This is a genomic window from Paenarthrobacter nitroguajacolicus (assembly GCF_051027655.1).
Taxonomy (GTDB): domain Bacteria; phylum Actinomycetota; class Actinomycetes; order Actinomycetales; family Micrococcaceae; genus Arthrobacter; species Arthrobacter nitroguajacolicus.
This window is the reverse complement of record NZ_CP073234.1, coordinates 3443042-3458260: the sequence shown is the minus strand read 5'-3', so window position 1 is coordinate 3458260 and position 15219 is coordinate 3443042. Positions and strand designations below refer to the sequence as shown.

Below are 15219 nucleotides of genomic sequence, written 5' to 3'. Positions count from 1 at the left end.
ACAGCTGTTCAACCGGGATCAAGGGGGTGCCGTGATATGCAGTTCGTCCCTTTATTCCCGGTGACGCGGGAAGCGAACAGGCCCCGCCTCAACGGGACTTAGCGGGCAGGGTCGCGTACCGTGGAAGCATGGCTACAGTTGACATCACTGGAGAACAGTTCGCATCGACCATCGAGGACAACGACATTGTCCTGGTGGATTTCTGGGCGGCCTGGTGCGCCCCGTGCCGTCAGTTCGCCCCCACGTACGGGGCAGCTTCAGAAAAGCACACTGACGTCGTGTTTGCGAAGGTAGACACCGAGGCTGAGCAACAGCTCGCCGCCGAAGCCGGGATCACATCCATCCCGACGCTCATGGCATTCCGTGAAAAGGTCCTTGTCTTCTCGCAGCCGGGAGCCCTCAACGGTCCGCAGTTGGAGCAGGTCATCGAGGCCGTGAAGGGCCTGGACATGGAAGAGGTCCACGCCCACGTTGCCAAGGCGCGTGCCGAGGCTCAGGAAAACTAAGACTAAGCGGCGGCTCGAAACATCGAGCTCGCCGGAACGCATCGAGGTCGCCGGAAAATTCCGGCGGCCTCGATGCGTTTTAGGCGTTCTCGCAGTCTTGCAGCGATTTCGCCGCCCTGAAGCAGGTAAAGCCTAGAGCCGTTCCAGCTTGACCGGCTCGGCGAGCAGTGCGCTGAGGGACTCGTTCAGGTCCTGGACGGCGATGCCCTTGGAGTGCTTCTCCAGAAGCTCCTCGGATTCCCATCGCTCAGTCAGGACTAGCTTCTCTTCGGTGGCCTCGGTCAGTTCATAGCGGATGCAGCCAGGCTCGTTGACGACCTCGTCGATCGCGATTTCCAGGGCGAGCTTCACGCGGAAAAATTCGCCTTCGTTGGGGATGAACGTGGCCTGCAGGTCAATGGGTTCACTCATGGCTCCAACCCTACCGGCAGGACACGGCGCTGCTGGAGGCGGTTACGGTTCTGTTGCGCGCCGTCCCTTGGTAGCGTTCCGTCATGTTGTCCTACACTGCCGGAGACACTGACGTCCCGCTGCTCGAAGAGACCATTGGCGCCAATTTTGAGCGCATCGCGGCCCGGTTTCCCCTGCGGGACGCGCTTATCGAAGCGGCTGTGGTGCCGGGCGGTGACGCCCGCCGCTGGAGCTACCAAAAGCTTAACGACGACGTCGATCGCCTCGCCCGCGCCCTGCTCGCCATGGGCGTGGCCAAGGGCGAGCGGATCGGCATTTGGAGCCCCAACTGCGCCGAGTGGACCATTCTTCAGTACGCCACAGCCAAGATGGGTGCGGTGCTGGTCAACGTGAACCCGGCCTACCGGAGCCATGAGCTGGAGTTTGTGGTGAAGCAGAATGGCATGCGGATGCTGGTGGCAGCGCCATCGGATAAGCACAGTGACTACGTGGGCATGGCCAGGGATGCGGCCCGTAACTGTCCCGAGCTCCGGGAGATCGTCTTCCTCCCGGGAGAGCCGGAATTGGGACTCACTGCGGGCGTCCCGGAAGCCAACCACGAACTCACCTACGGTGAACTCCTGACCCGGGCAGACGGCGTCGGGCTTTCAGCGCTTCGGGACCGCATGGCCGGCCTTGACCCACACGACCCCATCAACCTGCAATATACCTCCGGCACCACGGGGTTCCCCAAGGGCGCCACCTTGACGCACCACAACATCCTCAACAACGGGCACTCGATCGGCCGGCTCCTGAACTACACCGAGCACGATCGGGTGGTGATCCCCGTGCCGTTCTACCACTGCTTCGGCATGGTGATCGGGAACTTGAATGCGCTGAGCTTTGGGGCTGCGACCATCATTCCGGGCCGCGGTTTCAACCCGTCGGCGGCGTTGGAAGCAGTTCAGGACTTCGGCGGGACTTCCCTATATGGCGTGCCCACCATGTTCATTGCCGAGCTCGCACTGGAGGACTTCAACTCCTATGATCTCTCCACGCTGCGTACCGGAGTCATGGCCGGTTCCTTATGTCCCATGGAGGTGATGCGCCGGGTCATCGATGAGATGCACATGGTTGACGTCGCCATCTGCTACGGCATGACCGAGACCTCGCCCGTGTCCACCATGACCCGCGCGGGGGACACCCTGGAGCAACGGACCAGCACGGTGGGCAGGACCATGCCGCACCTTGAGAGCCGCATTGTCGATCCGGGATCGGGTGAAGTGGTGGAGCGCGGCGTCATCGGTGAGCTCTGCACGCGGGGTTACTCGGTGATGCAGGGCTACTGGGGCCAACCGGACAAAACGGCGGAGGCAATCGACGCTGAGGGGTGGATGCACACCGGCGACCTCGCCCGCATGGATGAGGAAGGCTATGTGGTGATTGAGGGCCGGATCAAGGACATGGTGATCCGCGGTGGAGAGAACATCTACCCGCGCGAGATCGAGGAATTCCTGTATCTCCACCCGTCCATCCAGGATGTGCAGGTGATTGGTGTTCCCGACGAGAAGTATGGAGAGGAGCTGATGGCGTGCATCATCCTCAAGCCCGGTACTGAGACGCTGACTGCCGAGGACCTGGCCGATTACTGTCGCGGAAAGCTGGCCCACTACAAAATCCCGCGTTACATCGACGTCCGTGAGTCCTTCCCGATGACTGTGTCCGGGAAGGTACGGAAGGTGGACATGCGCCAGGAGGCGGTGTCCCGGCTGCACCTGTAGCTGAAACAGGCCGTCAGTTGGTATTCCGGCTGATGGTCCGGATTCCCACTACAAGTCCGACGGCGGCCGTCACCACGGCGGCCACGAGACCCCACATCGTGTCCATCCCAATGCGTCCGGCAAACAACTCCCGTTCGGCGTTCACCAGGTAGGTCAGGGGATTGAAGAGGCTTGCCACCTTCATCCACCCCGGACCGGCTTCTATGGGCAACATGATGCCGGAAAGGATCATCAGCGGGAACAGCAGCGTTTGCTGCACGCCCCAGAAGATCCATTCCTTGTTCTGCGAGACCAGGGCAAGGGCATAGGACAGCGCGCCGAGCCCGATGCCGAAGATGCCCAGAATGACCAAGCCCAGCACCACATGCAAAGGGTAGAAAACGAAACCAAAGGGAATGCAGACCACGGAGATCAGCAGACCCTGCAACACCAGGGGAGCCCATTCCTTCAGCGCCCGGCCGATCATGAGCGAAGACCGGGAGAGCGGCGTGGCCAAGATCCGTTCGTAGGAACCGGTCATGAGTTCGTACTGCAGGTTGGAGCCGGTCATGGAGGTGCCGAACAGTGCGATCATCACCACCACTCCGGGAAGGAACCATTGCAGCGTGGACTGGCCACCGAAGGCCGGGGCACCAACAGCTGAGCCGAGCAGCGGCCCGAACAACCCCAGGAAAACCAGCGGTTGGATCAGGGAGAAAATCAGCGAGAAAGGATCCCGCAGCGGCAGCAGCATCTCGCGCCAGAAAACGAACCACGTGTCAGTGACTACGCTGCGTGGTCCACGCCTTTGGAGGGCCACACCCGGGGCAACGGCTTGTTCAATCATCAGACTTCAGCTCCTTCCCGCAGGCTGCGGCCGGTCAATTCCAGGAAAACGTCGTCCAGCGTGGGTGGTTTCAGTTCGAGCGACTGGGCGGGAGCGCCGGCGTCGTGCATTTCCTTCAGCAACCCCGGTGCAAGTCGGGCACCCTGCGCCAACCGAAGGCGGAAGCGGACCACGCCGTCGTACGCGTTTTCCTCCATGTCGCCTTCCGCGGCCGCGCGGCCCAGCAGCCCCCGCACCTCGGACGCGGAACCGGCGGCAACTTCCACGGCGAGGAGGTCCCCGGCGAGGTTCGCCTTGAGCCGTGACGCGGTGTCGTCGGCAATGATGGTCCCGTGGTCGATCACGATGACGCGCTCGGACATGGAATCGGCCTCGTCCATGTAATGGGTGGTCAGCACAATGGTGGTCCCGTGCTCCTCGCGCATCCGCATGATGTGCTCCCAGAGGTTGGCGCGGTTCTGGGGGTCCATTCCGGTGGACGGCTCATCGAGGAACAGCAAGCCGGGGGAGTGCATCAACCCGAGGGCCACGTCCATGCGGCGCCGTTGCCCGCCGGAAAGTTTGATCACGGTGCGCTTTGCGAGGTCGCTGAGGTCCAGGGATGCCATGAGTGTCTCGGCACGGGCTTTCGCGTCTGTGGTGTTCATTCCGTAGAAGCGGCCTTGCATGATCAGTTCGTCGATCACGCGGTAGCTGTGCCCGCCGCCATTGCCTTGGCCGATGTAGCCGATCCGGGCGCGCACCCCCGCCGGGTCCTTGGCCACATCAACGCCCGCCACTGTGGCCGACCCGGAGGTGGGTTTCAACAGGGTGGTGAGCATCCGCAGGGTCGTGGACTTGCCGGCGCCGTTCGGGCCAAGGAAGGCGACAAGTTCGCCGGGCGCGACGTCGATGTCCACGCCCTTCACGGCCTCGACGGTTTCCTTCTTCACGGTGAAGGTCTTGGTGAGCTTGTTGGTGTGGATCACGGTCACTCCAGGGATGGCAGGTGATGGCTCCTAGGCGCCACGCTATACCCGTGGATGAAGGCCGTCCATGCTCCTGCGGACAGGTCCCGTCCGCAATTAAAACTTAGTGGCCGCGGTGATCCTGGACCGTCATCCGCGGCCCGAAAGTGGGTTTGCGGAAGCCGCTCAAATACAGCATCCGTACCAGCCGCTGCCGTTGTCCGCGCCATGGTTCCAGCAGCTCGAGCATGCCGGCGTCGTCGGTCTTTTGACCTGTCAGGGCGTACCCCACGTAAGCCGCCAGATGGTAGTCGCCCACGGAAATCGAGTCCGGGCAGCCGTGGGTGCGTTGGACCACTTCGGCTGCCGTCCAGATGCCGATGCCAGGAATGGTTTGCAGCTTGGCGCCAGCCTGCGTTGAGTTCAGGTCCGCCAGGCGTTCAAGCGCGACGGCGGACTGCAGCGCCCGCATCACCGTGGCCGAGCGCTGTGGTCCAACGCCGGCTTTGTGCCATTCCCACGAAGGGACGGCCAACCACTGCCTGGCGGTAGGAGGGACAAGGAGCCCGGCAGGGGCCTTGCCCGGCGCCGGCGTTCCGTAGCGATACATCAGGTACCGGTAGCCTCGCCTTGCCTCAAGGGTGGTGACCTTTTGCTCCAAAATGGTGGGCACAAGGGAGTCAACCATCCGCCCGGTGGAGGGCAACCGCAGAGCCAGGTTCCGGCGTCGTGATTCTGTCACCAGCCGCGGAAGGGTGGCATGGAAGGCGGGGTCATCGAAGGCCGACCAATCGTCATCGGCGCCGAGCAACCGTGGAACTCCCGCGATGGCGTCGTCCGCGCCGGGTCCCCAGGCTTGGGCGTCCACGAAGGAATCGACTCCCAAGCCGCCTCCCGAGAGGCGGAGCGCCACCGGACCGGAGGGAGCAGTGAACGCCATCCAGAAGCCACTGGGATGCGCTGAGAAGGATGGATCGGCGTTGCCGCGCATGAGCGGAAACATGGTTTGGTCAAGGCGGAAGGACCCGCCCGGATGCCACCGGACGGCCGCATCTGCCGCGGCCGCAACAACGGGCGGGGCGTCTGCGATGGTCATGTTTTTATAGTCCCACGCCGGGCTGACAATCTCCTGACGGAACCCCTTACGGCAGGAGTCCCCCGGGTCTAGACTCCCTGATGTGGCGTGGGTGGGCCGCGCCATATCTGAGGAAAAACTTCCAGGGACGAGGAGCGCGGACCATGGCCGCCATAGTGCATTTCGAGATTCCGACGGACAACACGGACAGAGCCAACACCTTCTACGAGAGTGCCTTCGGCTGGAACCTGAGCCCCATGCAGGGGATGGACTACACGATCGCAATCACAGCGCCTTCCGACGAGCAAACCGGCACGCCCAAGGAGCCTGGAGCCATCAACGGAGCCCTGTTCCCGCGCACGGATCATCTGAAGACCCCCATCCTCACCATCGATGTGGACGATATTGATGCCGCGCTCGAACAGATCGAGTCGGCAGGTGGCAGTGTGGTCCAGGCCAAGGACGCCGTACCCACCATGGGCTGGTACGCCTACTTCAAGGACACGGAGGGCAACGTCCTGGGCGTGTGGGAGACCGACACCTCTGCCGGCACCTAGCGAAGGGACGACTCACTGTTCATCATTCGTCGTTGTTCACGAATCGTGAACATGCAAGAATAATGAACATGATCTCCGGTGACTTGCTCGGTGCGTTTCATGAGACTCTCAGGCAACGGGGCTGGGACTTCGAAGTTGTTGACGACGATGTAGATACTGCACACTCAGCGTTGATTATGCTCCACACGCCGGGTAGGAGCTTAGAGGTCCTAGTCCAGGCGACAGCCGACAAAGACCTATTGCATCCGCCCTTGGACTACGACCGAGGGCGGATGGTTCCATGTCGAATGGTGCTTAGACCTAGTGTGCGGCCCTCCCAGGCGGAGGCGTTGAGGAGGGCAGATATCAACTTCGCCGATGCTCAGGGGAACATGTTCTTGAACGCTCCCGGAGTCTACATAGATATACGGGGCCAGCGATCAGATAAACGACACTGGAAATCGCTCCCAGAGGAAAATCTTGCTTTGAAGGCCCCGCTGGATCTATTTACGCCGGCAAGGTCCCAGGTTGTATTCGCCCTCGTGACATGGCCCGAACTGCTTGACGGAACTATCCGTGAAATATCCCGCGTTTCAGGGGCGTCGTTGGGTGCCTCGCAGCGCGTTGTTGAGGCGATTCGAGAACAATATGACCGCTTTGACACGACCGCCCGTGCTGACCTTTATCGCGATTGGCTTGCGGCGTACCCGCGAAGATTACTGCCGAAGATCAGAATCGCAGAATTTCAAGCGGCCGACCCACGGACCGTGGTCGGTTGGGATATATGGCTCAGCGGGGAGTCAGCTCTGCTCGATCGCATTCGGCCGGCGACTGCCACGGTCTATGTTGACGACCTCAGGCCCGAATTGATGAACACAAATCGATGGCGAAAGTCGCTGACGCCGAACGTTTTTGTCAGGCGCAAATTCTGGGAAGACCCAATTGACTGGCGACTACAGGACGGCCAGCCAGGCCGTGTACCGGGCACCTTGATCTACGCAGATCTGTTGGCCAATGGCGATGCAAGAATGAGAGAGGTGGCGAGGGAATTTGCCTGGGATGATGTACGACTTAGAGAGCTCACCTCCCGCTGACTTCCAGATAGTGATGGACGTCATGTCGCACCTCGACAAGGCTATCGATGGTGTGCGGGGTCGAACTATGTTGGTGGGGGCCCAAGCCCGCGACTTAATGCACAGGCGGCTGGGTGACCCAGCAAATTTTCTACGGACTACTTCTGACGTCGATCTTGCGCTCGCAGTAGCCAGTGGAGAGGATTACGCCAATTTGACTGCAAGCTTCGAGGCGCGCAGGTCATCCTCAGAGGTGAAGTATGTCATTGGCGGGCTCGCGGTTGACCTTATCCCATTCGGCGGCATAGAGCGCCCAAAGGGTTCCGCCCGGCCGTCACCTGCCTCGGAGCCGCTTAGTGTTCTGGCTTACTCCTCAGCGTTTGCGGCAGCAGATGAATACACCTTCCCGGACGGACACCGGATTAAGGTTGTGGACCCTCTTCACTACGCAGCGCTCAAACTGGACGCGTGGGTTGATCGTAGTAGCTACGGTGAATACAAGGACGCTTCTGACGTCCGCGTCGTCTTCGACTGGTTCCGCGAACATCCAGAGCACATAGACGGTGCATACCTCGGCGATCCATCGCCCGCTGAGCGATGTGACTGGGATCAAGCGCTGGCCTGCCTCTGGATTCTCGGATCAAAGGTAGCTCACGCGATTGGCGCTGCTAACACTGAGGCCATTGTGGCCAAATGGGACCAGCCCAACCGTGAATCGCTTGCGAGGCATCTTGGCAAGCCTTGGGAATCCGTGGGAGACCTGGCAGGCGCGTTCAGCGAAGTCAAAGCGTTCGCAGAAGGACTGCAGGCCAAAATTGCAGACCCAACGTCGCAATGACGAGGAAACGAGCTAGCCGGCTACTTCACTGGGCCCGGTCGGGGCCGGGTCAATCCCCATAGCGACCAGGCGGTAACTTTGTACCTATGAAGTACGCCCAGTCCGTGTTGGACCTCATCGGCAATACGCCCCTCATCAAGCTCAACCACGTCACGGAGGGCATCAAAGCCACCGTCCTGGTGAAGCTCGAGTACATCAATCCCGGCGGATCCATCAAAGACCGGATCGCCGTGAAGATGATCGAAGATGCGGAAAAGGACGGCCGGCTCAAGCCGGGTGGAACCATCGTTGAACCGACGTCGGGCAACACCGGAGTGGGACTGGCGCTCGTAGCCCAGCAAAAGGGCTACAAGTGCATTTTCGTGGTGCCGGACAAAGTAGGCGAAGACAAGCGCGCCGTGCTTCAGGCGTACGGTGCCGAAGTTGTGGTGACGCCCACCGCCGTCGCGCCCGACAGCCCGCAGAGCTATTACGGGGTCTCCGACCGCCTGGTCAAGGAGATCCCGGGCGCCTTCAAGCCGGACCAGTTCTCCAACCCCGCCGCTCCCGGCAGCCACTTCGAGTCCACGGGCCCGGAAATCTGGCAGGACACAGACGGGCGGGTCACGCACGTAGTCATCGGCGCCGGAACCGGCGGCACCATCACCGGCACCGGCCGCTACCTCAAGCAGGTCTCGGCGGACCGTTCGGAGTCCGACGGCGGCCCGGTCAAGGTCATCGGCGCTGATCCGAAAGGCTCGGTCTACTCAGGCGGAACCGGCCGGCCCTACTTCGTGGAGGGCGTGGGCGAGGACATGTGGCCCGGCAACTACGATCCCGCTGTTCCGGACGACGTGATCGCTGTCTCCGACGCCGACTCCTTCTCCATGACCCGCCGGCTGGCCCGGGAAGAGGGCCTCTTGGTGGGCGGTTCCTCCGGCATGGCCGTGGTCGCGGCGCTCCAGGCTGCCAAGGACCTGGACGAGTCCGCCGTGGTAGTGGTGATCCTCCCGGATTCCGGCCGCGGCTACCTTGCCAAGATTTTCAACGACCAATGGATGCGTTCCTACGGCTTCCTCTCCGGCGGCGAAGAAGCTTCTGTGGGCGAGGTGCTCAAGTCCAAGACGGGCGAGATGCCGGACCTGGTCCACATCCACCCGAATGAGACGGTGCGCGACGTCATCAACATCATGAACGAGTTCGGTGTCTCCCACATCCCGGTGCTCTCGCAGGAACCACCGGTGGTGATGGGCGAGGTCTTGGGTGCCGTGGACGAGCGCAGCCTCACCAGCAAGTTGTTCCGTGGGGAAGCGAAGCTGACTGACATGATCTCCGAACACATGGGGGACAGACTCCCGGTCATCGGATCACTGGAGACCATTTCCGCCGCGCGTGAGCTGCTGTCCGACGTCGATACGGTCATGGTGACTTTCGTCGGCGCGCCGGTGGGCATCCTGACGCGCCACGACCTTTTGGCGTACCTGAGCAATTAGGCGCCCCGCGCTGATCCAAGCAAGTCCACGAACCAATTCTGAACGAACCTAGAGGAGCTTCCATGTCTGCCAGCAACAACGCCGGGTTCAACACACGCGCCGTCCACGCCGGACAGGCCTTCGAACCGGTGACCGGTGCTGTGGTGCCCCCGCTGCACTTCAGCTCCACGTACGCCCAAGACGGCATCGGCAACCTGCGCTCAGGTTATGAATACGGCCGCGGCGGCAACCCCACCCGCGACGCCCTCCAGGAGCAGCTGGCCGCGCTTGAAGGTGGAACCGCTGCGTTTTCCTTCGGCTCCGGCCTTGCAGCCGAGGACTCCCTGATCCGCGCGCTCGCCCGGCCAGGCGATCACATTGTTCTGGGCAACGACGCCTACGGCGGGACCTACCGCTTGATCAACCGCGTGCTGGGTGATTGGGGCATCGGCAACACGCCCGTGGACATGTCCGACCTCGACGCCGTAGCAGCTGCGGTTGCGGCCAACAAGACGCGCATAGTGTGGGTGGAGACGCCGTCCAACCCGATGATGAAGATCACGGACATTGAGGCACTCGCCGCAGTAGCGCACGACGCCGGGGCCCTCCTGGTGGTGGACAACACCTTCGCGTCTCCCTACTTGCAGACCCCGCTCGCCTTGGGCGCCGATGTGGTGGTCCACTCCACCACCAAGTACATCGGCGGCCACTCCGACGTGGTTGGCGGTGCGATCGTGGTCAAGGACGCCGAGCTTGCCGAGAAGATCGGTTTCATCCAGTTCGCCGTTGGCGCGGTGTCCGGCCCGATGGATGCCTTCCTGACAACCCGTGGCCTGAAGACGCTGGGCGTTCGCATGGACCGCCACAGCGAGAACGGCCAGGCCGTGGCCGAATGGTTGCTGCAGCGTCCCGAAGTTGAGGCCGTCCTTTACCCGGGCCTCCCGGACCACCCAGGACACGAGCTCGCGGCCAAGCAGATGAAGAAGTTCGGCGGCATGGTCTCCGTACAGTTCAAGGGTGGCGAGGCTGCTGCCCGGACGGTTGCCGAATCCACGTCGGTGTTTACTCTTGCCGAATCCCTGGGTGGCATCGAGTCCCTCATGAACTACCCTTCGGAGATGACCCACGCTTCCGTGAAGGGTACTGAACTGGCTGTCCCGGTCAACCTCCTCCGCCTTTCCTGCGGAATCGAAGAAGCCGAGGACCTGATCGCAGACCTTGAGCAGGCCTTCGCCAAAATCGGCTAGCGCCAACATCAGCTAGCACTGACGAATCCGGCCCTTGTCCGCTCTTCTCACCGTTCTACGGCGAGGGCTGCGAACAAGGGCCGGATTTCTTCATGCCGGTGCTGTTGGCTAGCCGGAGATTCCCTCGTGGCCGTCTTCTTCACGGCCCGTCAGGCGGCGACGGAACGTGGTGTCTTCGGCAGAGGTGATTTCCAGGTCGTACCAGCCGTTCAGGGTCTCCCAACCGATCTTCCTGGTATGTCCCGGCTTGAGCTTCACGGTTTCGACGCCGTCCGCATACTGCAGCGACTTCAGCCCCAGGCTTACCGTTGCGGTGCCGTTGTTGCGCAGCTCCAATTCAACGTCCTTCCTGCCGCGGCGGCCATTGACGGTGACGTCGACGCCGAAGGCCGCGCCCGCCGTCGTGCCTTTCAGTTCGTACTGGTACCGGTTGGGGCCGGTGACGACGACGTCGAAGGCGCCGGACGCGACTGGGAGGTCCACGTTTTCCCGGCCGAGGACGTCCACGTGCCGGGGTTCGGTAACTTCGCCTGCGTACCCGTACACGGTGAAGTGGGTTGAACTGGTGCCTGCGTTAGCTAGCGTCAGGGCGATCTTTCCGGCTTGCACAGAAGCCGAAACCCGAGGCCTGTAGGGGAGCGGGCGGGCAGGCCGGCTGCCCGTTTCCTGGATGGGCGCTACCTGGACGGCCGGGGGATTCGGGCGCCAGCGGCTGATCTTGGCGGGGACAGCGTCGGGGTGCTCAAGAGTTGGCGGTGTGCCGGGGGATGCGAAGTTGAAGACACCCGTCAGGTCACCGCAGACTTCGCGGCGCCACGGGGAGATGTTCGGTTCCTCTACGCCGGTCCAGCGCTCCAGGAAACGGAGAACCGACGTGTGGTCGAAGACTTCGGAGCTGACGTAACCGCCCACGGTCCACGGTGAAACCACGGTCATGGGCACTCGAGGTCCCAGGCCGATGGGCCGTGCCGTGGTCCATTCAGTGGACTCGCCTGACGCTGGTCGCGGCTGGACAGGTGGCGGGACGTGGTCGAAGTAGCCATCGTTCTCGTCAAAGTTGAGGAAGATGGCAGTGCTGTCCCACGTGTCAGGGTTGCGGGCCACAGTGTCCAGGAGGCGGTAGACGAAGTTGGCGCTGCCCACCGGTGTGGAGGCGCCGGGGTGTTCGGAGTCAGCTGCGGACGGTACCAGCCAGCTGACCTTCGGGAGGGTGCCGCCGCTGATGTCTGCGCCAAGGCGTTCCAGGAGGGTGTCGGGACGTCCGCGCCACATGGCTTTGTCGAACAGGGACCTCTCGGCTTCGGTGAGGGCGGCGCGGCTTTGCTCCAGCTGGGCGAGGAGGCGGTCCTGCTCGGCCGTGGACTTCCCGGCGAGGTGGTCGTAGAACTCTTCCGTGGTGCGGAGGTTTCCCTCCACGGATGCCAGCATTTTGCGGCCGATCGCCTTGAACGTTTGGAAGTACTCCACGGCGTTGTCGGTGAAGTTGTCCCAGTCCTGGTAGATCTTCCATGACACCCCGGAGTTCTCCAGGCGCTCAGGGTAGGTGGTCCAGTCGTAACCGCCGTGATCGTAGCCGTAGGCCGCGTTGGTCACGGCACGCTTGGTGCTGCCGGGCTCATTGCCTGTGGTGCCGCTCCAGAGGTAGTTGCGGTTAGGGTTCGTGGAGCCGTTGACCGAGCAGTGGTAGGCATCGCAGATGGTGAAAGTGTCCGCGAGTTCGTACTGCAGCGGGATGTCCTGGCGCTCGTAGAAAGTCATGGTGGAGGCGCTCTTCACGGGAATCCACTTGTCACACCAGCCGTTGTTCCACGCCGTCGTGGTCCCGTTGAACGAGTGGTCCAGATCGCCCAGGTACTGGATGTCGGAACCGGGCCTGCCGGCTAGTTCCGCGGCCTTGCGGAGGGAGAACGGCAGGACAGTTTCGCCGGTGGCCCGGGGCTGCTCGAACATGGACTTGCCATTTGGCAAGCGGGTCACGGACTTGTCACCGTATCCTCGGACGCCTCGCAGCGAGCCGAAGTAGTGATCGAAAGATCGGTTCTCCTGCATCAGGACAATCACGTGCTTGATGGACTGCAAGTTTCCGGGCGGGACCGGCCTGGCCATGGCAGCCTGCACTGACGGAGGCAGTAGGGAGCCCGCAGCAGCAAGCGCCGTCGCTGCAGCTGCCGTGCCGAGGAAGCCGCGACGGGAAAGTCCGCCGGTTCCTTCGGTTGAACGATTCACCATATCAGGGATTTTCGAGGACATTCAGGGGTGCCTTTCGTGGTCGGAGTCGACTGGGCCAGCGTAGGCATGGAGAGTGAACCGATGATGAAACTGCGGCAAACCGGCGGGGTGTGTTTTGCCGTAGCTGCTCGCATCCGGTGCAGCAGCACGTGGCTTTCTTTAGGGAAGTCAGCTAGTTTTGTGCGCATGCCTCTTCGTTCCGACTGGTCTGCACGCACGTGCAGCCTTGCCCGTGGCCTGGATGTCCTCGGCGACCCTTGGGGGAGCCTGGTCCTCCGCGAAATCTTCTTCGGCAACGGACGCTTCGATGCCATCAAGCAACGCCTCGAGGTAGCGGACAACGTCCTCAGCAAACGCCTGGGATGGCTCCTCGACGCCGGTCTGCTCGCCCAGCGCCCATACCAGGACGGCTCCCGCACGCGGCAGGAATATGTCCTCACGCGCAAAGGCGAGGACGCGCTTCCAGTGCTCAACGCCATCATCATCTGGGCCGAGAAGCACCTGGACGCTCCCAACGAGGTGTCCCATATGAAGGTCATCCACACCGACTGCGGGCAAGCCACGTTGTCAGCGGACACGTGCACCAACTGCGGGGCCCAGCTGACCGCCGCCAACACCAGCTGGCATAGCCTCAAACGCAGTGACCACCCACTACCACTCGCCATTGCACCGCCGGAAACCCGCCCCACCGCTGAAACCGCCACCCCGGCTTCCCCTGAAACGGAGATCCTCGCATGACCGCTTCCGACGTCACCGGGGCTCCGCCCGAAAACCCCGGGACACGTGCCGGCAAAACAAGCAACGGCAAAACTCCTGCCGGCAAGAACCGCCGTCTCCACCCGGCCTGGATCGTGGCCGCAGTTGCCTTCCTGGCGCTGGTTGGAGCCGCAGGCTTCCGTGCGGCGCCCGGGGTGCTCATGGTCCCGTTGCAGGAGGAGTTCGGCTGGTCCACCACGGTGCTGTCACTGGCCGTGAGCATCAACCTGGTCCTGTTCGGCTTGACGGCCCCGTTCGCAGCCGCCCTCATGGAACGCTTCGGCATCCGGAAGGTCACCTCGCTGGCGCTGTGCCTCATCGGGCTCGGCTCAGCGTTGACCGTCTTCGTGAACCAGTCCTGGCAGATCCTGCTCACCTGGGGGCTGCTGATCGGCCTGGGAACCGGCTCCATGGCCCTGGTTTTCGCTGCGACCATCGCCAACACCTGGTTCGCCACGAGCCGTGGCCTGGTCACTGGCATCCTGACCGCAGGAAGTGCAGCCGGACAATTGGTGTTCCTGCCCTTCATCGCCGCGCTTGCCCAGAATCCGGGCTGGCGAGGCGCTTCCTTGCTCATCGCTGCCGGTGCGCTCGCAGTCGTCCCGCTGGTCCTGCGCTGGCTGCGGAACTCGCCCGCCGACGTCGGGGTCTTACCGTACGGTGCGGAGAAGCCTGACGGCGGGAAGCCGGGTGACGAGGAACCTGACGCTAAAGAGGCCGACGTCGGGACAAACGCGACGACACAAAGCCGGCCCGCCGCTGTGGTTGCGTCGCCCGGATCGGGGGATTCGCCCAATGCAGCGATCCGTGCCCTGCAAGTCCTCAAGCGCGCAGCTAAAGTCCGCACGTTCTGGGCCTTGGCTGCCGGTTTCGCGATTTGTGGAGCCACCACCAACGGACTGATCGGCACGCACTTCATTCCGTCGGCGCACGATCACGGCATGCCCGAAACCACGGCGGCAGGCTTGTTGGCCGTCGTCGGAATCTTCGACATCGTGGGGACCATCGCGTCCGGCTGGTTGACCGACCGCTTCAACCCCAAGGTCCTGCTGGCGGTTTACTACCAGTTCAGGGGGATCGGCCTGCTGGTGCTGCCGCTGCTGCTGGGCTCATCGGTGGAGCCGAGCATGATCATCTTCGTAGTGGTGTACGGGCTCGACTGGGTTGCCACCGTGCCTCCCACTGCAGCTATCTGCCGCTCGGTGTTCGGTGCCGATGGTTCCGTGGTGTTCGGCTGGGTGTTCGCGGCCCACCAGCTCGGCGCTGCAGTGGCCGCCCTCTTGGCCGGGTTCATCCGCGACGCCACCGGGCACTACAACTACGCCTGGCTGGGTGCAGCTGCCATGTGCACGGTGGCCGCGGTCATCAGTGCCACCATCCGCAAGGACGCCGTGAAGAAGGAACCCGTGCCGGTTGCCTGAGGCGGGTTGCGAGGCCCGCTCTGCGCGTTATTCGTCCCCGAAAGCAAGCAGAGCAGGCCCCACAACGGGGTTCCGGCGGGTTGCGAGGCCCGCTCTGCGCGCTATTCGTCCCCGAAAGCAAGCAGAGCAGGCCCCGCAACGCA

The 15219-nt window shown here is 62.8% G+C and carries 14 protein-coding genes; 9 read left to right on the top strand and 5 right to left on the bottom strand.

Translation table 11 applies throughout. The features are described from left to right. The first annotated feature begins 128 nt into the window (after positions 1-128). Complete coding sequence (locus KCX59_RS16410) at positions 129-506, top strand: thioredoxin family protein (protein ID WP_091469153.1); 378 nt, start codon at positions 129-131, stop codon at positions 504-506. 132 nt (positions 507-638) lie between these two features. Here the strand turns inward: KCX59_RS16410 and KCX59_RS16405 are convergent, their stop codons facing one another. Continuing rightward, a complete protein-coding gene (locus KCX59_RS16405; protein WP_024817673.1) occupies positions 639-917 on the bottom strand; it encodes a putative quinol monooxygenase in 279 nt (92 codons plus the stop codon). Positions 918-1000: 83 nt separating this feature from the next. Here KCX59_RS16405 and KCX59_RS16400 point away from each other — a divergent pair, with 83 nt between their 5' ends. Then, positions 1001-2677, top strand: a complete 1677-nt coding sequence (locus tag KCX59_RS16400) for an AMP-binding protein (RefSeq protein WP_179019624.1) — start codon at positions 1001-1003, stop codon at positions 2675-2677. A gap of 13 nt (positions 2678-2690) precedes the next feature. On the opposite strand, the gene KCX59_RS16395 is transcribed toward KCX59_RS16400, so the two are convergent. From KCX59_RS16395 to KCX59_RS16385, 3 genes are all read right to left on the bottom strand, one after another. After that, positions 2691-3503, bottom strand: a complete 813-nt coding sequence (locus tag KCX59_RS16395) for an ABC transporter permease (protein ID WP_091469148.1) — start codon at positions 3501-3503, stop codon at positions 2691-2693. Further along, entirely contained in the window at positions 3503-4471 is a 969-nt protein-coding gene (locus KCX59_RS16390) for an ATP-binding cassette domain-containing protein (RefSeq protein ID WP_179019626.1), read from the bottom strand. Before KCX59_RS16390 ends, KCX59_RS16395 begins: the two co-directional genes overlap by 1 nt. Before the next feature lie 103 nt (positions 4472-4574). Next, positions 4575-5546: a DNA-3-methyladenine glycosylase family protein gene (locus KCX59_RS16385; RefSeq protein WP_179019628.1), complete on the bottom strand. Its 972-nt coding sequence runs from the start codon at positions 5544-5546 to the stop codon at positions 4575-4577. A 143-nt stretch (positions 5547-5689) separates the two neighbouring features. On the opposite strand from KCX59_RS16385, the gene KCX59_RS16380 reads away from it, so the two are divergent. The 5 genes from KCX59_RS16380 (at position 5690) to KCX59_RS16360 (ending at position 10670) form a co-directional block, all read left to right on the top strand. Then, on the top strand, positions 5690-6082 hold the full coding sequence (locus KCX59_RS16380; RefSeq protein WP_179019630.1) for a VOC family protein: 393 nt from the start codon (positions 5690-5692) through the stop codon (positions 6080-6082). A 68-nt stretch (positions 6083-6150) separates the two neighbouring features. Beyond that, a complete protein-coding gene (locus KCX59_RS16375; RefSeq protein ID WP_179019632.1) occupies positions 6151-7155 on the top strand; it encodes a type IV toxin-antitoxin system AbiEi family antitoxin in 1005 nt (334 codons plus the stop codon). A gap of 193 nt (positions 7156-7348) precedes the next feature. Next, on the top strand, positions 7349-7972 hold the full coding sequence (locus KCX59_RS16370) for a hypothetical protein (RefSeq protein WP_179019634.1): 624 nt from the start codon (positions 7349-7351) through the stop codon (positions 7970-7972). Positions 7973-8058: 86 nt separating this feature from the next. Then, positions 8059-9444 carry a cystathionine beta-synthase gene (locus KCX59_RS16365; RefSeq protein ID WP_178997295.1) on the top strand — a complete coding sequence of 462 codons (1386 nt, stop codon included), beginning with the start codon at positions 8059-8061 and terminating at the stop codon, positions 9442-9444. Positions 9445-9506: 62 nt separating this feature from the next. Then, entirely contained in the window at positions 9507-10670 is a 1164-nt protein-coding gene (locus tag KCX59_RS16360) for a cystathionine gamma-synthase (protein WP_179019636.1), read from the top strand. A gap of 108 nt (positions 10671-10778) precedes the next feature. On the opposite strand, the gene KCX59_RS16355 is transcribed toward KCX59_RS16360, so the two are convergent. Next, entirely contained in the window at positions 10779-12899 is a 2121-nt protein-coding gene (locus tag KCX59_RS16355; RefSeq protein ID WP_256871616.1) for a phosphocholine-specific phospholipase C, read from the bottom strand. 186 nt (positions 12900-13085) lie between these two features. On the opposite strand from KCX59_RS16355, the gene KCX59_RS16350 reads away from it, so the two are divergent. Beyond that, complete coding sequence (locus KCX59_RS16350) at positions 13086-13637, top strand: winged helix-turn-helix transcriptional regulator (RefSeq protein WP_179019640.1); 552 nt, start codon at positions 13086-13088, stop codon at positions 13635-13637. After that, positions 13634-15076: an MFS transporter gene (locus KCX59_RS16345; protein WP_179019642.1), complete on the top strand. Its 1443-nt coding sequence runs from the start codon at positions 13634-13636 to the stop codon at positions 15074-15076. Before KCX59_RS16350 ends, KCX59_RS16345 begins: the two co-directional genes overlap by 4 nt. Positions 15077-15219 lie beyond the last annotated feature (143 nt).